Source organism: Streptomyces sp. NPDC055189, from assembly GCF_053606765.1.
Genome location: NZ_JBSGSG010000005.1, coordinates 146,465 through 173,268, shown reverse-complemented (window position 1 = coordinate 173,268; position 26,804 = coordinate 146,465). Strand labels below are relative to the sequence as shown.

The 26,804-nt window shown below is 70.5% G+C and carries 22 protein-coding genes; 7 read left to right on the top strand and 15 right to left on the bottom strand.

Annotation, left to right across the window (positions count from 1 at the left end; all coding sequences use genetic code 11):
- Positions 1 to 55: 55 nt before the first annotated feature.
- From ACWFR3_RS05975 to rsmI, 9 genes are all read right to left on the bottom strand, one after another.
- Positions 56 to 1,936: an outer membrane protein assembly factor BamB family protein gene (locus ACWFR3_RS05975; RefSeq protein ID WP_453733328.1), complete on the bottom strand. Its 1,881-nt coding sequence runs from the start codon at positions 1,934 to 1,936 to the stop codon at positions 56 to 58.
- Between the two features lie 146 nt (positions 1,937 to 2,082).
- On the bottom strand, positions 2,083 to 3,909 hold the full coding sequence (locus ACWFR3_RS05970) for an ABC-F family ATP-binding cassette domain-containing protein (protein ID WP_453733327.1): 1,827 nt from the start codon (positions 3,907 to 3,909) through the stop codon (positions 2,083 to 2,085).
- Positions 3,910 to 3,992: 83 nt separating this feature from the next.
- The gene (locus tag ACWFR3_RS05965; RefSeq protein WP_453733326.1) at positions 3,993 to 5,336 is read right to left on the bottom strand and encodes an acyltransferase family protein; all 1,344 of its coding nucleotides are present in this window, start codon (positions 5,334 to 5,336) and stop codon (positions 3,993 to 3,995) included.
- Positions 5,337 to 5,412: 76 nt separating this feature from the next.
- Positions 5,413 to 6,306, bottom strand: coding sequence for a 4-(cytidine 5'-diphospho)-2-C-methyl-D-erythritol kinase (locus ACWFR3_RS05960; RefSeq protein ID WP_453733325.1), 894 nt, complete (start codon positions 6,304 to 6,306; stop codon positions 5,413 to 5,415).
- Positions 6,303 to 7,172 carry a 16S rRNA (adenine(1518)-N(6)/adenine(1519)-N(6))-dimethyltransferase RsmA gene (gene rsmA, locus ACWFR3_RS05955; protein WP_453733324.1) on the bottom strand — a complete coding sequence of 290 codons (870 nt, stop codon included), beginning with the start codon at positions 7,170 to 7,172 and terminating at the stop codon, positions 6,303 to 6,305. Before rsmA ends, ACWFR3_RS05960 begins: the two co-directional genes overlap by 4 nt.
- Positions 7,173 to 7,584: 412 nt before the next feature.
- Positions 7,585 to 8,844, bottom strand: coding sequence for a ubiquitin-like domain-containing protein (locus ACWFR3_RS05950; protein WP_453733369.1), 1,260 nt, complete (start codon positions 8,842 to 8,844; stop codon positions 7,585 to 7,587).
- Positions 8,845 to 9,071: 227 nt separating this feature from the next.
- The gene (locus ACWFR3_RS05945) at positions 9,072 to 9,962 is read right to left on the bottom strand and encodes a TatD family hydrolase (RefSeq protein ID WP_453733323.1); all 891 of its coding nucleotides are present in this window, start codon (positions 9,960 to 9,962) and stop codon (positions 9,072 to 9,074) included.
- Positions 9,963 to 10,031: 69 nt separating this feature from the next.
- Complete coding sequence (locus tag ACWFR3_RS05940) at positions 10,032 to 10,496, bottom strand: hypothetical protein (protein WP_453733322.1); 465 nt, start codon at positions 10,494 to 10,496, stop codon at positions 10,032 to 10,034.
- A 195-nt stretch (positions 10,497 to 10,691) separates the two neighbouring features.
- Complete coding sequence (gene rsmI, locus ACWFR3_RS05935; protein ID WP_453733321.1) at positions 10,692 to 11,633, bottom strand: 16S rRNA (cytidine(1402)-2'-O)-methyltransferase; 942 nt, start codon at positions 11,631 to 11,633, stop codon at positions 10,692 to 10,694.
- A 62-nt stretch (positions 11,634 to 11,695) separates the two neighbouring features.
- Between rsmI and ACWFR3_RS05930 the strand changes: the two genes are divergently transcribed.
- The 5 genes from ACWFR3_RS05930 (at position 11,696) to ACWFR3_RS05910 (ending at position 18,539) form a co-directional block, all read left to right on the top strand.
- Positions 11,696 to 13,435: a dolichyl-phosphate-mannose--protein mannosyltransferase gene (locus ACWFR3_RS05930; RefSeq protein WP_453733320.1), complete on the top strand. Its 1,740-nt coding sequence runs from the start codon at positions 11,696 to 11,698 to the stop codon at positions 13,433 to 13,435.
- A gap of 119 nt (positions 13,436 to 13,554) precedes the next feature.
- Complete coding sequence (locus ACWFR3_RS05925) at positions 13,555 to 15,186, top strand: penicillin-binding transpeptidase domain-containing protein (protein WP_453733319.1); 1,632 nt, start codon at positions 13,555 to 13,557, stop codon at positions 15,184 to 15,186.
- Between the two features lie 219 nt (positions 15,187 to 15,405).
- Complete coding sequence (locus ACWFR3_RS05920) at positions 15,406 to 17,052, top strand: penicillin-binding transpeptidase domain-containing protein (protein WP_453733368.1); 1,647 nt, start codon at positions 15,406 to 15,408, stop codon at positions 17,050 to 17,052.
- A 105-nt stretch (positions 17,053 to 17,157) separates the two neighbouring features.
- Complete coding sequence (locus ACWFR3_RS05915; RefSeq protein WP_453733318.1) at positions 17,158 to 17,691, top strand: YbaK/EbsC family protein; 534 nt, start codon at positions 17,158 to 17,160, stop codon at positions 17,689 to 17,691.
- The gene (locus tag ACWFR3_RS05910; RefSeq protein ID WP_453733317.1) at positions 17,688 to 18,539 is read left to right on the top strand and encodes an EamA family transporter; all 852 of its coding nucleotides are present in this window, start codon (positions 17,688 to 17,690) and stop codon (positions 18,537 to 18,539) included. The genes ACWFR3_RS05915 and ACWFR3_RS05910 overlap by 4 nt, the downstream gene beginning before the upstream one ends.
- 131 nt (positions 18,540 to 18,670) lie before the next feature.
- Here ACWFR3_RS05910 and ACWFR3_RS05905 read toward each other — a convergent pair whose 3' ends face one another.
- On the bottom strand, positions 18,671 to 19,864 hold the full coding sequence (locus ACWFR3_RS05905; protein WP_453733316.1) for a serine hydrolase domain-containing protein: 1,194 nt from the start codon (positions 19,862 to 19,864) through the stop codon (positions 18,671 to 18,673).
- A 186-nt stretch (positions 19,865 to 20,050) separates the two neighbouring features.
- On the opposite strand from ACWFR3_RS05905, the gene ACWFR3_RS05900 reads away from it, so the two are divergent.
- Positions 20,051 to 20,620 carry a hypothetical protein gene (locus ACWFR3_RS05900; protein ID WP_453733315.1) on the top strand — a complete coding sequence of 190 codons (570 nt, stop codon included), beginning with the start codon at positions 20,051 to 20,053 and terminating at the stop codon, positions 20,618 to 20,620.
- A 12-nt stretch (positions 20,621 to 20,632) separates the two neighbouring features.
- Here ACWFR3_RS05900 and ACWFR3_RS05895 read toward each other — a convergent pair whose 3' ends face one another.
- The 3 genes from ACWFR3_RS05895 to ACWFR3_RS05885 are packed head-to-tail and all read right to left on the bottom strand — an operon-like array spanning position 20,633 to position 23,227.
- Positions 20,633 to 21,412, bottom strand: a complete 780-nt coding sequence (locus ACWFR3_RS05895) for an energy-coupling factor ABC transporter ATP-binding protein (RefSeq protein WP_453733314.1) — start codon at positions 21,410 to 21,412, stop codon at positions 20,633 to 20,635.
- Positions 21,400 to 22,161, bottom strand: coding sequence for a cobalt ECF transporter T component CbiQ (gene cbiQ, locus ACWFR3_RS05890; RefSeq protein WP_453733313.1), 762 nt, complete (start codon positions 22,159 to 22,161; stop codon positions 21,400 to 21,402). Before cbiQ ends, ACWFR3_RS05895 begins: the two co-directional genes overlap by 13 nt.
- Before the next feature lies 1 nt (position 22,162).
- On the bottom strand, positions 22,163 to 23,227 hold the full coding sequence (locus ACWFR3_RS05885; protein WP_453733312.1) for an energy-coupling factor ABC transporter permease: 1,065 nt from the start codon (positions 23,225 to 23,227) through the stop codon (positions 22,163 to 22,165).
- A gap of 212 nt (positions 23,228 to 23,439) precedes the next feature.
- Here ACWFR3_RS05885 and ACWFR3_RS05880 point away from each other — a divergent pair, with 212 nt between their 5' ends.
- The gene (locus tag ACWFR3_RS05880; RefSeq protein ID WP_453733311.1) at positions 23,440 to 23,781 is read left to right on the top strand and encodes an SsgA family sporulation/cell division regulator; all 342 of its coding nucleotides are present in this window, start codon (positions 23,440 to 23,442) and stop codon (positions 23,779 to 23,781) included.
- A gap of 77 nt (positions 23,782 to 23,858) precedes the next feature.
- Here the strand turns inward: ACWFR3_RS05880 and ACWFR3_RS05875 are convergent, their stop codons facing one another.
- Entirely contained in the window at positions 23,859 to 26,102 is a 2,244-nt protein-coding gene (locus ACWFR3_RS05875; RefSeq protein ID WP_453733310.1) for an MMPL family transporter, read from the bottom strand.
- Between the two features lie 109 nt (positions 26,103 to 26,211).
- A complete protein-coding gene (locus ACWFR3_RS05870) occupies positions 26,212 to 26,802 on the bottom strand; it encodes a TetR/AcrR family transcriptional regulator (protein WP_453733309.1) in 591 nt (196 codons plus the stop codon).
- Positions 26,803 to 26,804: the final 2 nt, after the last annotated feature.

Sequence of the window (26,804 nt, the reverse complement as noted above, 5' to 3'; positions counted from 1 at the left end):
TGGGGACGAGAGATGAACTAAGCGACAAAGAGGGCGACTTGCCCGACGGAGAAGATCACTTGCCGTAGGCCAGCATCAGCTTCTCCTGGCCCTTTGCGCTGCCCGAGAGCCGCGTGGTGGAGATGTAGAAGCGACCGTCCACGTAGTCGATCGCCTTGGAGTAGAAGCCGCTCTCGATCTCCGAGGTCCCCGAGGGGTTCTTCAGGAGCGTCTTCGGCTTGTGCGAGCCCGAGAGCGGGATCGAGACGACCTGCCCGCCGGAGTCGTACGAGGGGTTGACGTATCCGATGAGCGAACCGCCGTCGACCTTGATCGGCAGCATCGATTCATCAGCGGGTGACTTCGTGCGCCAGGCCTCCTTGCCGGTGGCGAGGCTGATCGCCACGACCTCGTTGGGGCCGGACGTCTCGTCGGTCGGCAGGTAGAGGTTCTTGTCGTCGGTCGTGGCACCCAGGCAGCCCTGCAGACTGCCGCCGAGGAAGGCGGAGCCGTCGCACTCGGGCCTGAACTTCTCGTCGACGCCGACCTCGGAGCGGGTGGCGCTGCTGTTGGGCTTCAGCGTGGTGATGTTCCACTGCTTCTTGTCCTCATTGCTGAGGTAGACGATCGTCGGGCTCTCGGAGTAGATCCGGCCGATCTGCCAGCCCTTGGGGAACTTCTTCGTCCACACGGCCTTGCCGGTCTTCGGGTCGAGCTGCTGGAGCTCGTCGTGCTCGGTGGGCGAGCTCGCCCCGCACGAGTAGGCCACGAGCATCTTCTTGCCGCCGGCGAAGCCGCTGGGGAAGCAGGTCCCCGGGTCCTTCTTGTCCGCGACGAAGAGCTCCTTGCCGTCGCTGAGGCGCAGCGCCGTGCCGGACTGGGAGCGGCCGACCATCAGCGTGTCGCCGGTGATGGAGAGGTCGGTGCTGAGGGACATGTCGAACAGTCCCTCCTCCTTCACCGGCTTCACCCACCCCTTGCTGCCGTCATCGAGGTCGACGACCTGGATCTGGTTGCACTTGGAGTCGTCCTTCTGACCGTCCTTGTACGCCACGACGATCTCGTTGTCGTCCGAGATCTGCGGAGTCGTGCCACAGATCTTCTGCGGGAACTTGATCGTCGGCCAGGCCACGTCGCCCGTCTTGACCTTGTAGGCGGTGATCTCCTTGTACGCCGCCTTGACCGCGATGTCGTCGTGGACCCACATGCCCTTGGCGTCGGCGCCGGAACCGGGCACCTTGGGCGCCTCCTTGTACCAGAGCACCTTCGACTCGCCGGGCTGGCGGCCCGCGTTGAGGTCCTCCCGCTCCTTGTCGCCGTCGCCGCTGCCGTCGCCCGGGTTGACCGGGGCGGAGCTGCCGCCCTTCGGGTCGTCGCTCTTCCCGGCGACGGGCTTCTTCTTGCTGGGATCGTCGTCGCCGCCGACGACCGCCCAGGCGACGCCGCCGATGACGAGCGCCGCGGCGGCCACGGCCGCCACGATCAGACCGGGCTTGCCCTTGAACGGGTTCTTGCTGCCTCCGCCGGGCGGGGTGCCGGGGGGCATGCCGGGGCCGCCGGGGTACTGCTGCTGCGGGTAGCCGTACTGGGGCTGGGCCGCGTAGGGGCCCGGCTGCGTGGGCTGGCCGTAGGGACCCGGCTGGCCGGGCTGCGCGGGCTGGCCGTAAGGTCCGGCCTGACCGGGCTGCGTGGGCTGGTCGTACGGGCCGGGCTGCTTGTACGGTCCGGACTGCGGGTAGCCGTAACCCGGCTGGGGTGCGGGCGGAGTCTGCGGGTAGCCGTAACCGGGCTGGGGCGCGGGCGGAGTCTGCGGGGCCCCGGACGGCGGCGTCGGCGGGGCCTGCGGAGGCTGGGCCGGCGGCTGCGGTGGCTGACCCGGTGGCTGCGGCGCTCCCTGCTGCGGATCCTGCGGAGCTCCGAAACCGCCGGACGGCGGCTGGTTGGGCGGCTGAGTCATCAGCGCTTCCCCCTTCACTGATTTTTCGGCACGCCAAGTGGTGCTCAGGCGGACCTTTCTATCACCCTGTCCGCCTAGCACACCTGACCGGTCCGTCCCCTGTTCCCAAGGGAGGACCGGCCCGTGATGCGTCTGTTACGAGACCTCTACGCGCTCTCCGCAAGCTCCAGCCAGCGCATTTCCAACTCGTCGCGCTCGCTGACCAGTTCACGCAGCTCGGCGTCCAGTTTGGCCACCTTTTCGAAGTCGGTGGCGTTATCGGCGATTTGAGCGTGCAGCCATGTTTCCTTCGTGGACATCTTGTCCAGCTGCCGCTCGATCTTCTGGAGTTCCTTCTTCGCGGCGCGGGCGTCGGCGGAGGAGACCGCGGCCTTCTGCGGGGCGGCGGCGGCCGGCGCGGCGGAGTCGGCGAGGGGGGCGGCCGGAACACCGGCCGCCGCCATCCGCTTGCGCCGCTCCAGGTACTCGTCGATGCCGCGCGGCAGCATCCGCATCGTGGCGTCGCCGAGCAGCGCGAAGACCTTGTCGGTGGTGCGCTCCAGGAAGAACCGGTCGTGGGAGATCACGACCATCGAGCCGGGCCAGCTGTCGAGGACGTCCTCGAGCTGCGTCAGCGTCTCGATGTCGAGGTCGTTCGTCGGCTCGTCGAGGAAGAGGACGTTCGGCTCGTCCATGAGGAGCCGGAGCAGCTGGAGCCGCCGCCGCTCGCCGCCGGAGAGGTCACCGACGGGCGTCCACTGCTTCTCCTTGTTGAAGCCGAACGTCTCGCAGAGCTGCCCCGCTGTCATCTCCCGGCCCTTGCCGAGGTCGACGCGCTCGCGCACCTGCTGCACGGCCTGCAACACCCGCAGCGTCGGGGAGAGTTCGGCCACTTCCTGGGAGAGATAGGCGAGCTTGACGGTCTTGCCGACCACCACGCGCCCGGCCTCGGGCTGTACGTCGCCGTCGGAGCGCTGCGCCTGCGCCATCGCCCGCAGGAGCGAGGTCTTGCCCGCGCCGTTGACACCGACCAGGCCGATGCGGTCGCCGGGGCCGAGCTGCCAGGTCAGGTGCTTGAGGAGCACCTTGGGCCCGGCCTGGACGGTCACGTCCTCAAGGTCGAAGACGGTCTTGCCGAGCCGGGTCGTCGCGAACTTCATCAGCTCGCTGGTGTCGCGGGGCGGCGGCACGTCGGCGATGAGTTCGTTCGCGGCCTCGATGCGGTACCGCGGCTTGCTGGTGCGGGCCGGGGCGCCGCGGCGCAGCCAGGCGAGCTCCTTGCGCATCAGGTTCTTGCGCTTGGTCTCCTCGGTGGCCGCGATGCGCTCGCGCTCGGCACGCGCGAAGACGTAGTCGGAGTACCCGCCCTCGTACTCGAAAACAGACCCGCTCTGTACGTCCCACATGCGCGTGCACACCTGGTCCAGGAACCAGCGGTCGTGCGTGACGCAGACGAGCGCCGAGCGCCGGGTGCGCAGGTGCTCGGCGAGCCAGGCGATGCCCTCGACGTCCAGGTGGTTGGTCGGCTCGTCGAGGACGATCAGGTCGGGCTCGCCGATGAGCAGCTTCGCGAGCGCGATACGGCGGCGCTCGCCACCGGAGAGCGGCCCGATGACGGTGTCGAGCCCCTGCGGGAAGCCCGGCATGTCGAGCCCGCCGAAGAGGCCGGTGAGCACGTCCCGGATCTTGGCGTTGCCCGCCCACTCGTGGTCGGCGAGGTCACCGATGACCTCGTGCCGCACGGTGGCCTCGGGGTCGAGGGAGTCGTGCTGGGTCAGCACGCCGAGCACGAGACCGCCGTTGTGCGTGACGCGCCCCGAGTCGGCCTCCTCCAGCTTGGCGAGCATCCGGATGAGGGTCGTCTTGCCGTCTCCGTTGCGCCCCACGACGCCGATCCGGTCCCCCTCGGACACGCCGAGGGAGACGCCGTCGAGCAGGGCACGGGTGCCGTACACCTTGCTGACTGCCTCGACATTGACCAGGTTGACGGCCATTAACGCTCCAGGGAAGGGGATCGATCGACCTCCAGCGTAGTCGGAGGCGACGACAACCGGCCCGGCGGCCGCTGCGGAGCCGATCAGCCCCTGCGGCCCCGCCCGGCCCGCTCCACGAGCAGCCACCCCGCGAGGGCAAGACCCACCGCCACCGGTGCCGTCATGTGCACGGCCACCACCATCGCCGTACGCCCTTCGAGCAGCCCGCCGAAGCCGACCATGGAGAGCCCTAGCACCCCGAACAGGCACAGCGTGACGCCCACCGCGGCGGCCGGGCCCGAGACCGGGCCCGGTGCGCGAGCCGCCGACTCCGGCGTCCGCGAGGGCCGTTCGAAGCGGCGGAACGCGGCGACGAGCATCGCGGTGATCACCGCCGCGGCCGCCATCCGCAGCGGGGCCTGCGCCCACCATGCCGCCGACGCGGGCTCCGGCAGCGGCACGTCAGCGGCGATCAGCATTCCGTACACCCCGAGCATCGCCGTCAGGTGCCACAGGAACGCCGTCATCGAGATGCCGTTCGCCGCCACCACGCCCCGCCACACCCGTGGCCGCGCGAGCCACCGCACGGCGGGCCCCCTCAGCAGCTCCACCGCTCCCACCAGCCACATTCCGTGGCAGAGCAGGGCGAAGGTGGGCGGAGCCATGTTCGAGACGCGCTCGCCGGGCATGCCGACCATCGAGAGCGGATAGGGCCCGAAGGCGACCAGGGCCGCGGCGCCCGCGAGCCCCGCCGCCGCCATGGCCGCGGGCACCCGCAGCCTGCCGTCCGCCCGCAGGAAGCCGAGCTGGTGCACGGCGAGCCACACGAAGGCGAAGTTCAGGAACTCCACGTACGGCACCCCGAAGGCGAAGCGCGCCGCGTCCACCGCACCCGCGGCCAGGACGAGACCGCCGAAAGCGCCCCACCCGTAGCGCTCGTGCAGCTTCAGCAGCGGCGGCGTGAACGCCACCATCGCCAGGTAGATGCCGATGAACCACAAGGGCTGGGCGACGAGCCGGAGCGTCACGTCCAGCAACGCCCCGCCCTGTCCGAGCAGTTGGACAAGGAGGGCCGCCGCGCCCCACACCCCGATGAAGACCATCGTCGGCCTCAGCAGCCGCTGCAGGCGCGCCCGCAGGAACGCCGAGTAGACGGACCCGCCTTCCGGGGCCTTCCGGCCGAGGGAGCGGTACGACAGCGCGTGCGAGAAGCCGCCGACGAAGAAGAACACCGGCATGATCTGCAGCACCCAGGTGAGCATCTGCAGGCCGGGCACGACGGCGAGGAGGTTGCCGACCTCGGTACGGCCGTCGTCCCCGACGGTCACCGCCGCCATCAGCCAGTGGCCGACGACGACCGTGCCGAGCGAGGCGACCCGCAGCAGGTCCATGTACCGGTCGCGCCCGGCGGGCGTCTTCTCGGCCAGTTCGCGAACGCTTGATCCCATGCACGTACGGTCGCGCGCACCGGGGGGCCCGCGTCAGCGCGTACGTACTCAGATCAGCGCCTGAGTACCCCTGCCCCTAGAGCACTGTCGCGCCCGGCGCGGGCGAGTCGGCGACCCGGGCCGTGCGGCAGGTCCCGGAGGCCGTGAGCGCCTCGGCGATCCTGCGCGCGGAGCCGGCGTCGGCGGCCAGGAACGCCGTCGTGGGCCCGGAACCGGAGACGAGTGCGGCGAGGGCGCCCGCGTCCTTGCCGGCGGCGAGGGTGTCGGCGAGCGGGGGGAACAGCGAGAGGGCCGCGGGCTGCAGGTCATTGGTGACGGCACCGGCGAGGGCCTCGACGTCGCCCTTGCGCAGGGCGTCGAGCAGCGCGGGGGACGCCCGGGGGTCGGGTGCGGCCGGGGTCAGGCGGTCGAACTCGCGGTAGACCGCGGGTGTGGAGAGCCCGCCGTCGGCGACCGCGAACACCCAGTGGAAGTTCCCGCCGACCTCCAGGATCTCCAGCTTCTCGCCGCGCCCGGTGCCGAGCGCCGCGCCGCCGACCAGGCTGAACGGCACGTCGCTGCCCAACTCGGCGCAGATGTCGAGGAGTTCGTCCCGCGAGGCCCCGGTCCCCCACAGCGCGTCGCACGCCAGGAGCGCGCCCGCGCCGTCCGCGCTGCCGCCGGCCATGCCGCCCGCGACGGGGATGTCCTTGGCGATGTGGATGTACACGTCGGCGCTGCGGCCGTGGCGCGCGGCGAGGAGTTCCGCGGCCCGCGCCGCCAGGTTCGTACGGTCCAGGGGAACTTGATCCGAACCGGGCCCGACGCAGGTCACCCGCAGCTCGTCGGCGGGCGTGACCGTGACCTCGTCGTAGAGCCCCACGGCGAGGAAGACGTTGGCGAGGTCGTGGAAACCGTCCGGGCGCGCGGCGCCCACGGCGAGCTGGACGTTGACCTTCGCGGGGACCCGCACGGTGACGCCCGCGCTCACGCGCCCGCCCCCTTGTTCTCGGCGATCCGCGCGAACTCCTCCACGGTCAGTGCCTCGCCGCGCGCCTGCGGCGAGACTCCGGCGGCGACGAGCGCCGCCTCCGCGGCTGCCGCCGAGCCCGCCCATCCCGCGAGGGCGGCGCGCAGGGTCTTGCGGCGCTGGGCGAAGGCCGCGTCGACGACGGCGAAGACTTCCTTCTTCGAAGCGGTGGTCTTGACCGGCTCGGCGCGCCGCACGAGCGAGACGAGGCCCGAGTCGACGTTCGGGGCGGGCCAGAAGACGTTGCGCCCGATGGAGCCGGCGCGCTTCACGTCGGCGTACCAGTTCGCCTTCACGGACGGCACGCCGTACACCTTCGAGCCCGGATCGGCGGCGAGGCGGTCGGCGACCTCGGCCTGCACCATCACGAGCGTGCGCTCGATGCTGGGGAAGTGGTCGAGCATGTGCAGCAGGACGGGCACGGCGACGTTGTACGGGAGGTTGGCGACCAGCGCGGTCGGGGCGGGGCCCGGCAGCTCGGTGACGAGCATGGCGTCGCTGTGCACCAGCGCGAAGGAGCCGGCCTTCGCGGGGAGGCGGGCCTCGATCGTGGCCGGGAGCGCGCTCGCGAGCGTGTCGTCGATCTCGACCGCGGTCACGTGGTCCGCGGTGTCGAGGAGCGCGAGGGTCAGCGAGCCGAGCCCCGGCCCGACCTCGACGACCACATCCTCCGGGCCGACTTCCGCGGTGCGGACGATGCGGCGGACGGTGTTGGCGTCGATGACGAAGTTCTGGCCGCGCTGCTTGGTCGGGCGTACGCCCAGGGCAGCGGCCAGTTCGCGGATGTCGGCGGCGCCCAGCAGGGCGCCGGGCTCACTGTTACTCACCGGACCAGGTTACGTGTCTCTTTCTGGCCCCTGGGCCCATGACCGGCGGGGCCCGCATGTACCCGGCCCGAACAAGCTCTCCCGCCCACCCGCCCGATCACCCCGCATCCACCCCTGAACGAACAAGCTCTCCCGCCCACCCGCCCGATCACCCCGCATCCGCCCCTGGACGGACGAGCTTTCCGGTTGGCCCGCCGCACCACGGCGGGTGGGCCTGGCCCCCACGCGCCCGCAGTCGGCAGGGAGACGCGAGGGGGTGTGCCGGTATTTCCGCCCGGAGCACGGTTCGCGGTGCTCCCCAGCCGAAGCAATCAAGCGTCCAGAGGCGGATGGCGAGGACGGACATACCGGCGCGCACCCGCCCCCACAACCGGACCAGCCCCGCAGGACCCCGCCCCCTACAGCCGCCCCCCTACAACCGCCCCCCACAATGCGGCCAAGGACTGGCCCCCCGCTGCACGTACAGCCTCTTCGCGCGGAACGTCTGTTCGTCCGCGGACGCGTCCTGTGGGCGGCCCGCGCCGCCCAGGCTCTGCCATGTCTGCGTGTCGAACTGGTACAGGCCGCCGTACGTCCCCGACGCGTCCACCGCGCCCGGCCGCCCGCCCGACTCGCAGTGTGCGAGCGAGCCCCAGTTCAGGCCCTCCGCCCCGGCCACCGAATTCGGGCGCTGCTTCGTGCCCACCTTCACGATCTGCGTCTGCGGCTCCCGCACGACCTCCGCGCGCAGCCGCCGCGGCTTCTGCTTGACGCCGTTGACCGTCCGCAGCGCGTACGTGACCCGCCGGGTGCCCTGGTGGCCCTGCCGCTCCACGACCTCCGTACCGGCGAAGAGCTCCGGATCGCGCGTACGCCGCACGTCGAACGGGATCGGCTCGTCCCGCACCTCCTTGTGCCCGGAGATCCGCATGACGGTGACCGTCTGGCCGTCGCGCGGGAAGCTCTCGGGCGGGACGGAGGTGGTGTCCTGGCCGTTGAGGGTGAGCCCCGACTCCTGGACCGCTTCCGCCACGGTCGCCGCGTTCGTACGGATGGTCCGCTCACGCCCGTCCGCCATGATCGTCACGGTGCGCTCGGTCCGTACGTCCAGATCGAGGCCGGCCCGCTCGATCCGCTTGCTCCGCGAGGCCGAAAGGTAGGCGCCCTCGGCCCGCACCCCGAGCTGCCGCAGCGCCCCGTCCACGGTGCGCGCCGTCGTCCACACCTCGCGCCGCTGCCCGTCGAGGGTGAGCTTCACCGGCCGCCCGTAACGGACCGCGATCTCGTCGCCGCTGGCCAGGGCCGCGCCCGCGGTCGGCGCCACGATGTCGTGCGCCCCGAAGTCCACGCCCTCTTCCTCAAGGAGCTCACCCACGTCGTCCGCGAAGGTGTGCAGGGTGCGCGACTCCCCGTCGACCGTCAGCTGCACGGCCTTGTCCTCGGCGACGAACGCGGAGGTGCCGCCCGCGAGGAAGGCGACGACGAGCGCCTGCGGCAACAGCCGCCGCAAGGCCTCGGGGCGCTCGGAACCACCTCGCGACCGTGCGCCCGACGGCCGCGGCTTCGACTTCTTCCGCCGGGCGGCCCGCCGCGCCTCGGCCCGCCCCCCTTCGGACACGGGCCCGGCGGACTGCCGGGGAAAGCCGGGCCGGAAGGCCGGCTCGGTGTCCCGCTCCGGCACCGGCACCGGCATCTGTTCCGGCACCGGCACCGGCTCCGGCTCATAGGCCGTGCCGACCCCATAGGGCGTCTCGTACTGCGGCGCATGACTCACGACGACGCTCCAGCGTTCTCGTACTGCTCTGGTCCGGATCGAGCGAGGCGACCAGAACCTAGCGGAGCGACCGTCACTCTCCAAAGCAGCACGACTACGCAGTGTCGCGGCGCGGCCCTGAACCACAGGGCCGCGGGCGTTATCGCTCAGTAATCAAAGGCACGCGCCGTATTGACCGAGATCGCCTCGGCCATGGCGTCCTCACCGATGCCGCGCACCTCGGCCATGGCCCGCAATGTGACCGGAATGAGATACGGGGCGTTAGGCCGTCCGCGGTAGGGAGCGGGCGTGAGGAAGGGCGCGTCGGTCTCCACGAGCACCAGATCGAGCGGCGCCACGGCCAGCGCGTCCCGCAGCCCCTGCGCGTTCTTGAAGGTCATGTTGCCGGCGAAGGACATGAAGTACCCGTGCTCCGCGCACACTTGGGCCATCGCCGCGTCACCTGAGTAGCAGTGGAAGACGGTGCGCTCCGGCGCCCCCTCCTCCTTCAGGACCCGCAGCACATCTTCGTGCGCCTCGCGATCGTGGATGACCAGGGCCTTGCCGTGCCGCTTGGCGATCTCGATGTGGGCGCGGAAGGACCGCTCCTGGGCGGCCTTGCCCTCGGGTCCGGTGCGGAAGTAGTCGAGCCCGGTCTCGCCCACGCCCTTGACGTGCGGCAGCGCCGCGAGCGCGTCGATCTCGGCGAGCGCGGCGTCGAGCGCCGCCTCACCGCCCCCCTCGCGCGCCCCCTGCCGGGACCAGCCGTCGGGGTCGCCGTGCACGATGCGCGGCGCCTCGTTGGGATGCAGGGCGACGGTGGCGTGCACGCTCGCGTGCCCGGCGGCCGTCTCGGCGGCCCAGCGCGAGCCCGCGACGTCACAGCCCACCTGCACGACCGTCGTCACGCCCACGGACGCCGCCTTGGCGAGCGCCTCCTCCACCGTCCCCGACTGCATGTCGAGGTGGGTGTGGGAGTCGGCGACCGCCACCCGAAGAGGTTCGGGCAGCGGCGGCGCGGCGTTCTTGGCGTCGGCGTCTTTGGAAGAGGAAGGCATGCCCCGATCCTACGAAGGGGACGCCGGCCCGCCGAAAAGGGCGGCCGAGAGGGACGTCCGGAGGGGACGTCAGCCCGCCTTGCGGTGGTGGAAGGGGTGCAGCAGCGCCGACAGATGCCAGTGGTGCTGCTTGGGCTCACGCGGTTCGGGGAGTTCCGCCGCCGCGGCCCCGGAGCCGTCCGCGGCTTTCGTGGCCCCGCGCGGCGCATGATGCCGCTGCATCAGATCGAGCACCGACGACACCTGCCCGGCCCGCATGATCCGTACGACATGTCCGCCGCAGTTCAGGCACGTCGGCCGGGTCAGGGGCGACGGCACATGGAGGCCGTCCGCCCGGTACATCACGAATTCCTTGCCCTCACCGTCCACGTGATGCTCGATGTCGTACGACTGTTCCCAGCCGTGCCCGCAGCGCATGCAGGCGAAGGCGTACGACTCGTGAACGGTGTTTGCCGCCGCGTGCGCCGCGGATATCGCGTCGGACGCCCTGGACGCCGTGGTGTGTTGACGACCGGTGTCGGCGATCTCACTCATGCCAGCTCCTCTTGTCCGCTGGACAAGCGCTGCCGGACCGGGGATTTCCTCCCGGCCGGAAGCGTGGGGACGGGTGCGTCCCCTTTGACCAGTGGACGCCTTTCCCGGAGCGAGCGCATCGGACCTGTCGACAGTTGAAGGCGATTTGGCCTTTCCATAGCCTTCAGGCCCGGTGCACGGCCCGCACTTTGCCTTTTACGATAGTCCTTTGCCCTCCGATGGGGCGCTTTGAGCCGCATTCTTTGCCGCCACCACCGCATCGAACACGTCACGCTTGGGTAGCCCCGCTTCGGCCGCGACGGCGGCGATCGCCTCCTTGCGCCGCTCCCCCGCCTCCTCGCGCACCCGCACCCTGCGCACCAGCTCGTCCGGGCCCAGCTCACCAGGGCTTTTCTCGGGTGCGCCCTCGACGACGACGGTGATCTCACCGCGTACTCCGTCGGCCGCCCACTCGGCGAGTTCCTTCAGCGAACCCCGCTTGACCTCTTCGTAGGTCTTGGTCAGCTCGCGGCACACGGCCGCCCTGCGCTCTTCGCCGAACGCCTCGGCCATCGCGACGAGGGTGTCGTCGATACGGTGCGGTGCCTCGAAGTAGACGAGAGTGCGACGGTCCTCGGCCACCTCGCGCAGCCGCGAGAGCCGCTCGCCGGCCTTGCGCGGCAGGAACCCCTCGAAGCAGAAGCGGTCCACCGGAAGCCCCGAGAGCGCGAGCGCGGTGAGCACCGCGGACGGCCCCGGCACCGCGGTGACCCGGATGTCCTTCTCCACGGCGGCGGCGACGAGCCGGTAGCCGGGGTCGGACACCGAGGGCATCCCTGCGTCGGTCACGAGCAGCACGCGCGCACCGCCCACCAGCGCCTCGACGAGATCGGGCGTGCGCGCGCTCTCGTTGCCCTCGAAGTACGAGACGACACGGCCGCCCACCTGCACGCCCAGCGCCTGGGTGAGCCTGCGCAGCCGCCGGGTGTCCTCGGCGGCCACGACATCGGCCGACTCCAGCTCGGCGGCGAGCCGCGGCGGCGCGTCCGCGACATCGCCGATGGGCGTGCCGGCGAGGACGAGGGTCCCTGCGGACGAGTTTCCGGGGGACGGGTTTCCGGGGGGCCGGTTGTCGGGAGAATCTGCGCTTCCTGTCACTGTTCCATCCTCGCAGGAGCCGGGAGCGGGACTCACACAGTCGGGTTCCCTACGATGGCGCGGTGACCAGTACCGCGTCTTCCCCGGACACCCGCCAGGGCCAGGCAGCCGAGGAGCAGCAGCCGTCGTGGCAGCACAGGCTGCGCCGCTTCGGCTATGCGGCGCGGCCCACGGACGATGTCCGGGCCCGGCTCGTGCCCGCGTACACCGAACCGAGCCCGCGGCTGTGGGCATCGATCGGCATGCCCGGTAGTTACGCCGACCAGTTGGTCCGCTGGTCGGGCTGGATCGGCCCGCTGCTGATCACGCTGGTCGCGGGGCTCACCCGGTTCTGGAATCTCGGCAGCCCGCGGGCCGTGATATTCGACGAGACGTACTACGCCAAGGACGCCTGGGCGCTGATCCACCGGGGCTTCGAGGTCAACTGGCCCGACAAGGTCAACCCCGAGGTCCTGAAGCAGGGCGCGGACATCACGATCCCCACGGACGCCGCCTACGTCGTGCATCCGCCGGTGGGGAAGTACGTCATCGGGATCGGCGAGTGGATCTTCGGTTTCGATCCCTTCGGCTGGCGCTTCATGACGGCGCTGCTCGGCACCCTGTCGGTCCTGATGCTGTGCCGGATCGGGCGGCGTCTCTTCCGCTCCACGTTCCTGGGGTGTCTGGCGGGCGGGCTGCTCGCGGTGGACGGGCTGCACTTCGTGATGAGCCGCACCGCGCTGCTCGACCAGGTCCTGATGTTCTTCGTGCTCGCCGCGTTCGGCTGCTTCCTCATCGACCGGGACAAGGCGCGGGAGAAGCTCGCGGGCGCTCTGCCGGTGGACGAGGACGGGATCGTCCGTCCCGACTCCTACGTCGCGCAGACGCTGCGCCTTGGCCTGCGGCCCTGGCGCTGGGCGGCCGGACTCTGCCTGGGCCTGGCCTTCGGCACCAAGTGGAACGGCCTGTACATCATGGTCTTCTTCTGCTTGATGACCGTCCTGTGGGACGTGGGCAGCCGCCGGGTCGCGGGCGCCGTACACCCCTACCGCGCGGTCCTGAAGCGGGACGTGTTCCCGGCGTTCGTCTCGACGGTGCCGGTCGCGATCGGCACGTACGTCCTGTCCTGGCTGGGCTGGATCCTCTCCCCGGCGGACGGCACGGGCGGCTACTACCGCAACTGGGCGGCGACGGACGGCAAGGGCGGCTCCTGGACGATCCTGCCGGACTGGCTGCGCAGCCTGTGGCACTACGAGCACGCGGTGTACGACTTCCACGTGGGGCTCTCGTCGCCGCACACCTACCAGTCGAACCCGTGGAGCTGGATCGTCGACGGCCGCCCCGTCTCGTACTTCTATGAGTCGCCGCTGCCCGGCAAGGACGGCTGTCCGTCGGGCACGGCGGAGAAGTGCGCGCGCGAGGTCCTGGCGCTCGGCACCCCGATGCTGTGGTGGGCGGGGGCGTTCGCGCTGCTCTACGTGCTGTGGCGGTGGGTCTTCCGCAGGGACTGGCGGGCGGGCGCGATCGTGTGCGGGATCGCGGCGGGGTATCTGCCGTGGTTCATGTACCAGGAGCGGACGATCTTCTTCTTCTACGCCGTCGTCTTCGTGCCGTTCCTGTGCCTGGCCGTGGCGATGATGATCGGCGCGATCCTGGGTCCGCCGGGGTCCACCGAGCGGCGGCGGGTGGTGGGCGCGGCGGCCTCGGGCGTCGTGGTGCTCCTGATCATCTGGAACTTCGTCTGGTTCTGGCCGATCTACACAGGTCAGGCCATTCCCATCGACTCGTGGCGGGCCCGGATGCTGCTCGACACATGGGTCTAGACATCTGGACGTACCGGACGCATAACAGCTCCCCCTTCCGTCACTGCGGCCCCTTAGGGTTCAGGGCGTGCGACCTTCCCGAATTCATTCGGGAAGACTCCTGGGGAGGGGAACGCGACGTGCGTAAAGGGGTAAAGATCACTCTGGTCGGCGGGGTATTCGCCGTCATGGTGGGGGGCGCCGGTTATGGCGCGTACAACTTGGTGAACGGAGTGACCGGCGGCGGTGGTTCGCCGGGGTCCGGTCCCTCCACGGTGAAGGCGGGTCCGCCGACGAGCGGTGAGATAGGCGAGACCACGGAGAAGTTCTTCGCCGCGTGGGCGAAGGGCGACGCCGAGGAGGCCTCGCGCTACACGAACAACGCTGAAGCCGCCGTGGCGCTCCTGACCGGCTACCGCGAGGACGCCCACCTGACGAAGGTGAAACTCACGCCGGGGAAGGCCACCGGCGCGGTCGTGCCGTTCTCGGTCGAGGCCAAGGTGTCGTACGAGGGGAAGACCAAGCCCTTCGCCTACGACTCCGAACTGACCGTCGTGCGCGGCAAGACCTCCGGCCGCGCGCTCGTCGACTGGCAGCCCTCGGTCGTCCACCCGGACCTGGAGCGGGACGACACCCTGGAGACCGGTGAGGCCGCCGCGCCTCCGATCCAGGCCGTGGACCGGCACGGACAGGTCCTGGACAAGAAGGTCCATCCGTCCCTCGGCCCGGTCCTGGAGCAGCTGCGGGCGAAGTACGGCGACGAGGCGGGCGGCACCCCCGGCGTCGAGCTCTACGTCCGGCACGCGGACGAGGACGCGGGCAGCGAGACGCTCCTCACGCTCTCCAAGGGCAGGGCGGGACAGCTGAAGACGACCCTGAGCGCGGCCGCGCAACGGGCCGCCGAGAAGGCGGTGGCGCAGCACCCGGAGTCGTCCGTGGTCGCCGTGCAGCCGAGCTCCGGCGACGTCCTCGCGGTCGCCAACAACCGCGAGGACCATTTCGACGCGGCCCTCCAGGGCAAGCAGGCCCCCGGCTCGACGATGAAGATCGTCTCGGCGGCGATGCTCATCGACAAAGGCGTGACCAAGGCGGACGGCCCCGCGCCCTGCCCGAACAGCGCCGTCTGGCAGAGCCACCAGATCAACAACCTGAAGGGTCTGGCCCCGGACGAGAACGCGACCCTGTCGGACAGCTTCGCGCGGTCCTGCAACACCGCGTTCGTGAAGCTGGTCGACGAGGACGGCATCACGGACGAGTCGCTCACCGAGGAGGCGCAGAACCGGTTCGGCCTCGGCCTCGACTGGAAGGTGGGCGTCACGACGAGCGACGGCTCGGTCCCGGCGTCCGGCGGTCCCGACCGCGCGTCGAACATGATCGGCCAGGGCAAGGTGCAGCTGAACCCGCTCAATCTGGCGTCCGTGACGGCGACCGCGATGACGGGGGACTTCCGGCAGCCGGTCATCGTCGCCCGGGGCCTGGACGACCGTGAGCTGGCGCAGGCCGACGGCCTGCCCGCGTCCACCGTCCAGCAGCTGCGGCAGATGATGAACCGTACGGCGGTCAGCGGTACCGGCGCAGGCGCCATGGCCGGGCTCAGCGGCCGCATCGGCGCGAAGACCGGCTCGGCGGACGTGGACGGCCAGGAGGCCCCCAACAGCTGGTTCACGGGCTACCGGGAGGATGTGGCGGCAGCCGCGGTGGCCCAGGAGGGCGGCCACGGCGGCGACACCGCAGGCCCTATCGTGGCGGCGGTGCTTGCCGCAGGCAGTTGAGGTGATTGGTCGGGGGCTTCATGAAAGCCCCCTAGTGTGAGCCTTCCGGTGCGGAGCTTGGGGGCTCTGTGATCTGGGATCTGCGGAGGGTCAGTGGGTAAGCGAGGGCGCGCCAGCGAGCGCAAGGGCATCAGGAACATCACGGGTGGCGCGGGAGCTTCCGGCGCACCGGGTGTACCGGGCTCACCGGGCGGCAGGAGCGGCAAGGTGCACCCCGGTGTGCTCGGTGGTGCCGCCGCCGTGGTCGTGTGCGGCGTGGGCATCGCCGCGTACAGCCTGATCGGCGGCTCGTCCGGTGACGGCGACGGGACGGTCGACGAGAAGGCGGTGGCCTCGGGCCCGCCGACGGCCGCCGAGGTCCGTGCCACCACGCAGGGGTTCCTCGCGGCGTGGGAGAAGGGCGATGTCACGGGGGCCGCGGCGCTCACGGACGACCGGGCGACGGCGAAGACCGCCCTCACCGCGTACGCGAAGGACTCCCACCTGACCAAGGTGAAGCTGACGCCGGGCAAGCGGGCGGGCGCGAAGGTGCCGTTCTCGGTCTCCTCCACGGTCTCGTACGAGGGAACGACCAAGCCCTTCGCCTACGAGTCCGAGCTCACCGTGGTGCGAAGAAAGACCGACGGCAAGACGCTGGTCGGCTGGCAGCCCTCCGTCGTCCACCCGGACCTGAAGGACGGCGACCGTCTGGTCACCGGTGAGGCCGGGGACCCGCCGATCAAGGCGGTGGACCGGGACGGCGGCGAGCTGACCAAGGCGAAGTACCCCTCCCTGGGCACGGTGCTCGACAGCATGCGCGAGAAGTTCGGCGAGAAGGCCGGCGGCACGGCGGGCGTCGAACTGCGCGTCGTGCGCAAGGACAGTGCCAAGGAAGCCGAGAAGTCGGCGACGACGAAGGACGACGCCGAGGCGACGCCCGACAAGACGCTGCTCACGCTCTCCCCCGGCACGCCCGGCACCCTGAAGACGACCTTCGACGCCACGCTCCAGGCGGCGGCGGAGAAGGAGACGGCCAAGCGCAAGCAGGCCTCGGTGGTCCTGGTGAAGCCGAGCACGGGCGAGATCCTGGCGGCGGCCAACTCCAATCCCGGCGGCTTCAACACGGCCTTCCAGGGTTCCCTGGCCCCCGGTTCGACGATGAAGGTCATCACGTCGTCGCTGCTCCTGGAGAAGAAGCTCGCCGGGGTCGACAAGAAGCACCCCTGCCCGAAGTACGTGACGTACGGCGGCTGGAAGTTCCAGAACGACGACAAGTTCCAGATCAAGGACGGCACGTTCCGCGCGAGCTTCGCCCGGTCCTGCAACACGGCCTTCATCAGCCAGGCCAAGAAGCTCCAGGACGACTCCCTGACCAAGCAGGCGCAGGAGGTCTTCGGCCTCGGCCGCGACAACTGGTCGATCGGTGCCCCGACCTTCGACGGCGCGATCCCCGTGCAGAGCGACGCGCAGATGGGCGCCTCGCTGATCGGGCAGGGCGGGGTCCGCATGAACCCGCTGAACATGGCGTCGGTGGCGGCCACGGTGAAGTCGGGCGAGTTCAAGCAGCCGTACCTGGTCTCCCCGGACGTCGACAAGCGCACGCTCGCGACGGCTCCGCGCAAGATGTCGGGCGCGACGGCATCCGCGCTGCGGGACCTGATGCACTACACGGCGGTCGCGGGCACGGCGGTGGAGCCCATGTCCGGGCTCGGCTCCGACATGGGCGCGAAGACGGGCTCCGCGGAGGTCGACGGCCAGAAGAAGCCCAACGGCTGGTTCACTGCGTACCGCGGTGATCTTGCCGCGGGAGCCGTGGTGCAGGAGGGCGGGCACGGCGGGGACTCGGCGGGGCCGCTGGTGCGGGCGATGTTCCTGGCGGACAAGTAGTCGGTGCCGGGCCGGGGAGAGCGTCGTCTCTCTCCCCGGAACCAGCTGTCCGGTATACGGATACACAGTCGCGTGCCCGGTACACAGACCGCTAGCGTGCCGGGCATGAGCGCTACAGATTCCCCCGCTTCACCCGCATTCCCCGCATCCCCTGCTTCCTCCGCCCACCCGCGTTTCGCCGCGGCTCTGGGCGATCTTGGCCTCGCCGAACTGGTCGGCGAGGTCCGCCGTTTCCCGGAGGCGACGCGCACCGCGCAGGAGGCCGCCGCGGCGATCGGCTGCGAGCTCAGCCAGATCTGCAAGTCGCTGATCTTCGCGGCGGACGGGGTTCCGGTCCTGGTCCTGATGGACGGCGCCTCGCGGGTCGACCTGGAGCTCGTCCGGCGTGAGCTGGGCGCGGAGAAGGTCACGCGGGCGAAGGCGGACATCGTGCGGGAGACCACGGGTTACGCGATCGGCGGCGTACCGCCTTTCGGGCACGTGACGAAGACGCGGGTCCTCGCGGACCGCTCGCTGCTCGCCCACGAGGTGGTGTGGGCGGCGGCGGGAACCCCGTACGCCGTCTTCCCCATGGCGCCCGGGGACCTGATCGACCACGCGAACGGCACCCTGGTGGACGTGCGCGAGCCCGCCAAGTGACGCCGCTGGTGGCGGCGGCGGTCCTGCTGGCCGCCGTGACGCACGCGAGCTGGAACGCGATCGCGCACCACATCACCGACAAGCTGGTCGGCTTCACGCTCATCTCGGGCGGCGGCCTCCTCATCGGCCTGCTCATAGCCCCGTTCGCGGCGATACCGGCGGCCGGTGCGTGGCCGTACCTGATCGTCTCCGCGGCGATCCACGTCGGCTACTACGCCCTGCTCATGAAGTCCTTCAAGCTCGGCGACTTCGGCCAGGCGTACCCGATCGCGCGCGGCACGGCGCCGCTGGTGGTGACGGTCCTCGCGGCGGTCTTCGCCGGCGAGGTGCCCGACAGCTGGCAGGCGGCCGGGGTCGCGGTCTCCTGCGCGGGCCTGACGGGACTCGCGCTCTGGGGCATACGGGGATCGGGCCGCCGCCCCGACTGGGCGGCGATCGGCGCGGCCCTCGCGACGGGCGTATCGATCGCGGCGTACACGGTGGTGGACGGCCTCGGCGTCCGCGCATCCGGCTCCTCGATGGGCTACATCGCGTGGCTGATGATCCTGGAGGGCCTGGCCATCCCGCTCTACGCGGCGTACCGCTGGCGGGGCGAACTGGTCGGCAAGCTCCGGCCGTTCGCGACGGTGGGCCTGCTCGGCGCGGCCCTTTCGGTGGCGGCGTACGGCCTGGTCCTCTGGGCCCAGACGAAGGCGGACCTGGCCCCGATCTCGGCGCTGCGGGAGTCCTCGATCATCGTCGGGGCGGCGATAGGCGCGATCTTCTTCAAGGAGAAGTTCGGGGCGCCGAGGCTGGTGGCGGCGGGTCTGATGGTGGCGGGGATCGGGTTGATGCTGCACGCGGGGTAGGGCGGCATCCAGCCCGTCATGGGGGTCCCCCTGCTCTTCAAGAGCTTGGGGGAGTTCGAGGACGAACTCGGCGAAGCCGGTGACGGCGGCGGGAAGGGGCGGGGTCGGGGAAAATCCCCCTACAACACCCTCTACAACACCCCCTTTACCGCCCGCACAAGCGCCTGGGCCCGAGGATCCGCGGTGACCCCCTTCGCCATCCCATTGGTCACGTACCCGAAGGCGACCCCCGACTCCGGATCAGCGAAGCCCAACGCCCCACCCCTCCCGGGGTGGCCGAACGAGCCGGGCCCAAGCAGCGGCGACGCACCCCCGTGCAGCATGTAGCCGAGGCCGAAGCGGGTGTTCAGGACCAGGACACGGTCGGGGCCCGAGGACGCTTCGGCGCGGGCGGCGGACACCGTCTCCGGGGTGAACAGCCGCGCGGCGCCGTCCACTTCGCCGATCAGCGAGGCGTAGAAGCGGGCCAGGCCGTCGGCCGTGGCGACGCCGTTGGCCGCGGGGAGGACGGCCGCCCGGTACGCCGGGTCGTTCTCGTCCGGTGCCGGGGTGATCGCGTCGAACGCCCGCCGGGTGAGCGAGGCGGGGTCCGCGTAGGCCTGCGCCACGTTCCGCTTGGGCCGCACCTTGAGACCGCCGGGAGCCGAGGGCGCCTCGATCCGGCCCAGTCGCCCGACCCGGCCGGCCTCCGCTTCCGGAAGGCCGATCCACAGGTCGAGGCCGAGCGGCCCGGCGATCTCCGAGGCCACGAACTCCCCGATGGACCGCCCCGTCACCCGCCGCACCAGCTCACCGGTGAGCCAGCTGTACGTGTGCGCGTGATAGCCGTGTTCCTCGCCCGGCTCCCAGAACGGGGCCTGCGCCGCGACCACCGCCGCGCCGAGATCCGGGTCGAGTGCCTCGGCGGGCGTCAGCGGACGGTCGAGGGCGGGCACCCCCGCACGATGCGCGAGCACGTGCCGGACCAGCACCCGCTCCTTGCCGCGCGCCTTGAACTCCGGCCAGTAGGAACCGACGGGCGCGTCCAGGTCCAACTCGCCGCGCTGGTGCAGGAGGAGCAAGACGGTGGCGGCCACGCCCTTGGTGGCCGAGCGGATGACCTGGGCGGTGCCGTGCTGCCGGGGTTCGCCGCCGTCGACGTCCTTCGTGCCGCCCCACAGATCCACGACCTTGCGCCCGTCGCGGTAGACGGCGACGGCCGCGCCCCGCTCCCCCAGCTCGGCGAAGTTGCGGACGAAAGCATCACGAACCGTCTCGAACCCCGCGGAAACCGCACCGTGTATGCCCACATCCACCGCCACGTCCACCGCCACACCATCGTTCATGGCAAGGAAAACAGTCCCTCTCACCCTTCGATTCCCCACTGCTTCCGTCGCTCTGCCCACAACCAGTAATCTCTCCCCTCCTGCACACGGGCGCACGAAAGTTGCGGAGGGCGCATGTCGATGACGCAGCCAACGGCATCCCGCTCGGGCGAAAAGCCGCTTTCCGTATACCGGTTGATGCCCCGCATGAGCGCCGTGCGGAATCTCCAGTACGACCGCTCGCTCGTCGGCCTGATCCGATGGCAGATCAACGGGTCCGTTCCCGCGGACGCGCCGACGTCGATCAGCGGCGAATGGACCGGGAATCCGCGGGGCCGGGCGTCCGAATTTCCCTCGGGGACACCCGGGGCCCCGGCGCTCAGCCGGCGTGTCGCGGATCAATGGAAGGACGAGCTGCTCAGGGCGGGACGTCTTGCGCCGGTCACCATCATGAGCGCGGATCCCAAGGCAGCCGATCCGGGCGAGTACGTGCTCTATCTCGTCGAGAGCGTCGTCGACTGCGTGGACCTGCGGAGGTCGTCGAAACCTAAGAAGACCACGGGTGAGTTCAAGCAGGCGGTCTTCCTGCCGGACGCCGTGCCCACCGACCTTCCCGCGTTCCGGCTGCCCCAGTTCCCGGGCGGCGTCCACTGGAACGGCTGGGCGGTGGACCGCCTGGCCGAACTCCTCGGCGACCGCGCCTCCGACGTGGAGGCCCGCCTCGTCTGGTCCGAGGACCCGGCGCTCACCCCGCACCCCAACCCCTGGGGCTTCTGACCTGCATTCCCGTCAGGCGCCGGGTGTCCGAGCCGTCACCGTCTTCGGATCGAAGCCGAACGGCAGCTCAAGCCGGTGCGCCCCCATCAGGTCCGCGTCGCCGAGCAGCTCGCCCGTCGGGCCGTCCGCGGCGATGACGCCCTCGCTGAGGATCAGGGCGCGGGGGCAGAGTTCGAGTGCGTACGGCAGGTCGTGCGTGACCATCAGGACCGTGACGTCCAACGAGCGCAGGATGTCGGCCAGTTCGCGGCGCGATGCCGGGTCCAGGTTCGACGAGGGTTCGTCCAGGACCAGGATCTCCGGCTCCATCGCGAGGACCGTCGCCACCGCGACGCGTCTGCGCTGGCCGAAGGAGAGGTGGTGCGGCGGGCGGTCCGCGAATTCCGCCATGCCCACCAGGGAGAGGGCCTTGTGGACCCTGGCCTCCAGTTCGGGGCCGCGCATCCCCGCCGCCGCCGGGCCGAACGCCACGTCCTCGCGCACCGTCGGCATGAACAGCTGGTCGTCGGGGTCCTGGAAGACGATGCCGACCCGGCGCCTGATCTCCGCCATGTGCTTCTTGCCGACGGGGAGGCCCGCGACGGTGACCGTGCCCGCGCCGCCCGTCAGGATGCCGTTCAGATGGAGGACGAGCGTCGTCTTGCCCGCGCCGTTGGGGCCGAGCAGCGCGACCCGCTCGCCGCGGCCGATCGTCATGTCGACGCCGAAGAGGGCCTGGTGCCCGTCGGGGTAGGCGAAGGCGAGGCCGGAGACCTCCAGGGAGGCGGGAGCGGTAGCAGTCACAGGGTCCATCCCAACAGACATACGACGAGAGCGGAGACGGGGAGGGCCAGCGCGTACGTCCACTGCGCACGCGACGCCGTCACCTCGTCGATCACCGGCATCGAACCGGCGTACCCCCGGCTGACCATGGCCAGGTGCACCCGCTCGCCCCTCTCGTACGAGCGGATGAAGAGCGCGCCCGCGGACTTGGCGAGGACGCCCCACTGGCGTACGCCTCGCGCCTCGAAGCCGCGCGACTCGCGGGCGATCTTCATGCGGCGCATCTCGTCCGTGATCACATCGCCGTACCGGATCATGAACGAGGCGATCTGGACGAGCAGCGGCGGCAGTTTCAGGCGCTGGAGGCCGAGGAGCAGCGAGCGCAGTTCGGTCGTGGAGGCGAGGAGCACGGAGGCCGCGACGCCCAGCGTGCCCTTGGCGAGGACGTTCCAGGCGCCCCAGAGGCCGTTGACGCTCAGGGACATGCCGAGTACGTCGACCCGTTCGCCCTCCGCCACGAACGGCATGAGCACCGCGAACGCCACGAACGGGACCTCGATGAGCAGCCGCTTGAGGAGGAAGGGGAGCGGGACGCGGGAGGCGTACGCCACCGCGCCCAGCAGGAGCGCGTACAGGCCGAACGCCCACATCGCCTCGCGCGGCGTGGAGACGACCACGACCACGAAGCAGAAGACCGCCGCCAGTTTGGTGTGCGGGGGCAGTGCGTGGACCGGCGAGTGGCCGTGCCGGTAGAGCCGGTGGGCGTGGCCCGCGCCCATGTCAGGCGTTCTCGGAGACGGAGCCCGTGGACGCCGGGTCCGTCTCGGCCGTACGGCGGCGACGCAGCACCCAGAAGATCCCCGAGCCCGCGACGACGGTGACGCCGACGCCGATCACGCCCGCGAGGCCGCCGGAGAGGCGGGAGTCGGTGATGTCCTTGACGCCGTAGTCAGCGAGAGGGGAGTCCGAGGTGGCGTGCTCCTCGGCCTTCTTGTCGATGCCCTTGTCGTGGGCGACCTTCTCCAGGCCGTCGGGGTTCGCGGAGGCGTAGAAGCTGACGAAGCCCGCGAGGACGAGGGAGGCGGCCAGGCCCGCGAGCCACACCTTGCGGTGCGACGAGCGTGCGGCGACGGGCGCGGGTTCCTCGGCGGCCGGAGCGTCGACGAGTTCGCCGCCGACGCGGAGCTTGAGCTTCTGGGTCAGGCCGCGGGCGCCGTACACGAGGTCGGGGCGGACCGCGATGACGGCGCCGACGGTGAGCGCGGTGATCGCCGCCTCGCCGATGCCGATCAGGACGTGCACGCCGATCATGGCCGTGGCGACCTTGCCGATGGAGACGTCGGTGGTGCCGCCGAGCGCGTAGAGGAACGTGAAGGCGACCGCGGCGGCGGGCACGGAGATCAGTGCGGCGACGAAGGAGGACGCGGTGATCGAACGGCGGCCGCGCGGGAGCACCTTCACCAGGCCACGGAAGGTGAGATAGGCCACGACGGTCGTGACGATCGCCATGTCCGTGATGTTCACGCCGAGCGCGGTGAGGCCGCCGTCCGCGAAGAGGACGCCCTGCATGAGGAGCACGACGGACACGCACAGGACACCCGTATAGGGGCCGACGAGTATCGCGGCGAGCGCTCCGCCGAGCAGATGTCCGCTGGTCCCGGCCGCGACGGGGAAGTTCAGCATCTGTACGGCGAAGATGAACGCGGCCACGAGGCCGGCGAGCGGCGCGGTCCGCTCGTCGAGTTCCCGCCGGGCGCCACGGAGGCTGACGGCGATCGCGCCCGCGGCGATGACCCCGGTGGCGGCGGAGACGGGGGCGTTGATGAATCCGTCGGGGACATGCATGCGCGCGCTCCTGGGCAGGACAGGAAGAAAGACAGACAGAGCGGATCGCTCGTGAACCGTTCAATGATAGGGCCCTGTTGCGAACGGCTTGCAAGAGCGATGACTACCCAGTTATCCCGGTCACACTCGGTCACACCTGGAGCGAGAATCCGAATATATGGGACATTAGAGGGCATAAGGCCCGAGACGGCCGTGACGGTGAGGAGTCGGCGATGACCGCAGTAGAACAGTTCGCACGCGTCCACGTCGTCTCGGATTCCCCGGACGACCAGCTCGCCGTCCCCGCCGTCCTGCGCTACGACCCGGAGGCCGACCCGCAGTCGGTGCGGATCGGCCTCCCTGGTTCCCACGAGTGGACTTTCGCCCGGCAGCTGCTCGAACAGGGCCTGCGGGCCCCGACCACCAGCGGCGACGTTCACATCTGGCCCTGTGGGCGGGTCCAGACGGTCATGGAGTTCCACTCGGCGCAGGGGGTGGCGGTCGTGCAGTTCGACGCTTCGACCCTGATCCGCTTCTTGCGCCGCACGTACGCGGCCGCCCCCGTCCCGCACTGACACGCACTCGCGTCCGACGCACACGCAAGGCGCGTACGTCAGACGCCTACGTCAAACCCGTACGTCAGACGCGTACATCAAACGCGCTCGAGCTCCCGGTTGTCCTCGTCCCGGTCACGCTTGCCCGCCGAGTCGAGGTCCCGCAGCCCCTCACCCTCGACATCCACATTCGGCAACGCCCGGTCCAGCCACCTCGGCAGCCACCACGCCTTCTTGCCCAGCAGCGCGAGCACGGCCGGGACCAGCGCCATGCGCACGATGAACGCGTCGAAGAAGACGGCGATCGCCAGACCGAAGCCGATCATCTTCACCATCTGCTCGCTGGAGCCGATGAATCCGGCAAAGACCGCCATCATGATCACCGCGGCGGCGGAGACCACCCGGGCGCCGTGCCGGAAGCCGGTCACGATTGCCTGGCCGGGGCGCTCCCCGTGGACGTACGCCTCTCGCATGCGCGTCACGAGGAACACCTCGTAGTCCATCGCGAGGCCGAAGACGACGCCCACCATGAAGATCGGCATCATGCTCATGATCGGGCCGGTCTGCTCCACGCCGAAGACCGAGCCGAGCCAGCCCCACTGGAAGACCGCGACGACCGCGCCCAGGGCCGCGAGGACCGAGAGCAGGAAGCCGAGGGCCGCCTTGAGCGGGACCAGGATGGAGCGGAAGACGACGATCAGGAGGAGGAAGGCGAGGCCGACGACGAGTGCCAGGTAGGGCAGCAGGGCGTCGTTCAGCTTCTCCGAGACGTCGATGTTCATGGCCGTCGAGCCGGTGACCATGACGCTCGCGCCGGTGTCGGACTTGATGTCGGCGCCCGCGTCACGGATCGCGTGCACGAGGTCCTCGGTCTCGATGCCGCTGGGCTTCGAGGACGGGACGACGCTGATGATCGCCGTGTCACCGGCCTTGTTGAGCATCGGCGGGGCGACCGAGAGGACGTCGTCGAGGCCGGCGATCGTCTTCCTGATCTCGCCTGCCGCGGCCTTCGGGTCGTCCGAGCCCTTGAGGTCGGCGACCGCCATCAGCGGGCCGTTGAAGCCGGGGCCGAATCCGTCGGAGACCAGGTCGTACGCCTTGCGCTGGGTCGTGGACGTCGGCTGCGAGCCGTCGTCCGGGAGGCCCAGTTCGAGGGAGGAGACGGGCAGCGCGGCGGCGCCCAGGCCGATCACGCCGATGAGCAGGACGGTCAGCGGACGGCGGACGACGAAGCGCGCCCAGCGCGTGCCGAGGTTGTCCTTCGGCTTGGCGTCGGCGTCAGCGGCTTCGGCCTTCTTCCTGCCGCCCCCGAGCACCTTGCTCTTCTCGCCCGTGGGCTTGACCTTCTTGCCCGCGTAACCGAGCAGCGCCGGAATCAGGGTCAGCGCGATGAGTACGGCGATGACCACCGTGCCCGCCGCCGCGAAGCCCATCTTGGTGAGCATCGGAATGTTCACCACGGCCAGACCGACAAGGGCGATGACCACGGTGAGTCCGGCGAAGACCACGGCCGAACCGGCCGTCCCGACGGCGCGTCCCGCGGCCTCCTCACGGTCCCGCCCGTCGGCGAGTTCGCCGCGGTAGCGCGAGACGATGAAGAGCGCGTAGTCGATGCCGACCGCGAGGCCGATCATCATGGCGAGCGTGGAGGTCGTCGTACCCAGGTCGAGCGCGCTGGCGAGCGCGGTGATCGTGGAGACACCGATGCCCACGCCGATCAGCGCGGTGAGCAGCGGAAGCCCCGCCGCGATCAGCGAACCGAAGGTGATGACGAGGACGACGGCCGCGACCGCGATGCCGATGACCTCGGTGGCCCCGGTCTCGGGCATCGCCTGGAGCGCGTCGCCGCCGACCTCGACCGTCAGCCCGGAATCCCGCGCCTCGTCGGTCGTCTTCTCCAGGGCGTCACGGCTGTCCTCGGTCAACTCCATCGAGGTGACCTTGTAGGAGACCGACGCGTACGCCGTGGAGCCGTCCTTGCTGACCGTCTTGGTCTGGAAGGGGCTGTCCGCCCGCGCGACCTCGTCCGAACCGGACTTGAGCGCGGCGACGGTCTTCTCGATGTCGGCCTTGTTCTGCGGGTCGGTGACCTTCTCGCCGTCCGGCGCCTTGAAGACGACCTTGGCGCTCGCACCGTCGGCACTGGCTTCGGGCACCCGCTCTTCGAGCAGGTCGAAGGCCTTCTGGGCCTCCGTACCCGGAATGGAGAAGGAGCTGGACGCGGCGGTGGGCGCGGACGCCGCGCCGACTCCGGCGAGGGTCAGGAGCGCCACCCATATCAAGGCGACGAAGTGCCGCCGCCTGAAGGCGAGTCGGCCTAGTTTGTAGAGGAAAGTGGCCACGAGGGCGTACTCCCGGTCAGGTCGTGGTGTCTACGGGGCAGGGGGGATCAGCCCGACGACGTGAGCGGTCGCGTCAGGTGGAAGGGGTGGTCCTGGTGAGGGGGTTCGGTCAGACGCCGAGAGCGGGGAGGATCACGGCGTCGATGTAGGAACGGAGGAAGTCACGGTCGACCGTGCGGTCCTCGATCAGGTCACGGGCGACGAAGCCGCCGATCATCATGTGGATGACGAAGTCCAGCGCGGGGTTGTCCGGGGACACTTCGCCGCGCTCCACGGCCCTGCGCAGCAGTGCGTTCAGGCCGGTGATCTCCGGCTCGACGAGCAGCTGCCGCAACGCCTGGTGGAGTTCCGGATTGTCGTGGATGGCGTGGAACAGGCTCCGCATCAGCGCGGCGTCCCGCTCCATCTGACAGTCGTCCGAACGGTCGACGCTCTCCATCAGGTCCCCGCGCAGGGTCCCGGTGTCGATGTCCGCGATGGAAACCGGCTTGTTGTGCCGCAGCGCCCTCGCTACCAGCTCGGGCTTGCTCCCCCACTGGCGGTAGAGGGTGGCCTTGCTGGATTTCGTGCGGGCCGCGATGGCGTCCATCGTGAGCGCTTCGTAGCCGACCTCACGGAGCAGATCGAGCACGGCCGCATAGAGCTCGGCCTCGCGCTCGGGTGTGATCCGGCTGCGCCGCACCGTTGCCGCCTCAGCCATGA

Excerpts from the sequence above, each read along its gene's own strand:
- ACWFR3_RS05975 (WP_453733328.1), bottom strand. The coding sequence starts at position 1,936 with ATGACTCAGCCGCCCAACCAGCCGCCGTCCGGCGGTTTCGGAGCTCCG.
- ACWFR3_RS05970 (WP_453733327.1), bottom strand. The coding sequence starts at position 3,909 with ATGGCCGTCAACCTGGTCAATGTCGAGGCAGTCAGCAAGGTGTACGGC.
- ACWFR3_RS05940 (WP_453733322.1), bottom strand. The coding sequence starts at position 10,496 with ATGAGTGAGATCGCCGACACCGGTCGTCAACACACCACGGCGTCCAGG.
- ACWFR3_RS05915 (WP_453733318.1), top strand. The coding sequence starts at position 17,158 with ATGAGCGCTACAGATTCCCCCGCTTCACCCGCATTCCCCGCATCCCCT.
- ACWFR3_RS05870 (WP_453733309.1), bottom strand. The coding sequence starts at position 26,802 with ATGGCTGAGGCGGCAACGGTGCGGCGCAGCCGGATCACACCCGAGCGC.
- ACWFR3_RS05900 (WP_453733315.1), top strand. The coding sequence starts at position 20,051 with ATGAGCGCCGTGCGGAATCTCCAGTACGACCGCTCGCTCGTCGGCCTG.
- ACWFR3_RS05905 (WP_453733316.1), bottom strand. The coding sequence starts at position 19,864 with ATGAACGATGGTGTGGCGGTGGACGTGGCGGTGGATGTGGGCATACAC.
- ACWFR3_RS05945 (WP_453733323.1), bottom strand. The coding sequence starts at position 9,962 with ATGCCTTCCTCTTCCAAAGACGCCGACGCCAAGAACGCCGCGCCGCCG.
- ACWFR3_RS05880 (WP_453733311.1), top strand. The coding sequence starts at position 23,440 with ATGACCGCAGTAGAACAGTTCGCACGCGTCCACGTCGTCTCGGATTCC.
- ACWFR3_RS05885 (WP_453733312.1), bottom strand. The coding sequence starts at position 23,227 with ATGCATGTCCCCGACGGATTCATCAACGCCCCCGTCTCCGCCGCCACC.
- ACWFR3_RS05965 (WP_453733326.1), bottom strand. The coding sequence starts at position 5,336 with ATGGGATCAAGCGTTCGCGAACTGGCCGAGAAGACGCCCGCCGGGCGC.
- ACWFR3_RS05950 (WP_453733369.1), bottom strand. The coding sequence starts at position 8,844 with ATGCCGGTGCCGGTGCCGGAGCGGGACACCGAGCCGGCCTTCCGGCCC.
- cbiQ (WP_453733313.1), bottom strand. The coding sequence starts at position 22,161 with ATGGGCGCGGGCCACGCCCACCGGCTCTACCGGCACGGCCACTCGCCG.
- ACWFR3_RS05895 (WP_453733314.1), bottom strand. The coding sequence starts at position 21,412 with ATGGACCCTGTGACTGCTACCGCTCCCGCCTCCCTGGAGGTCTCCGGC.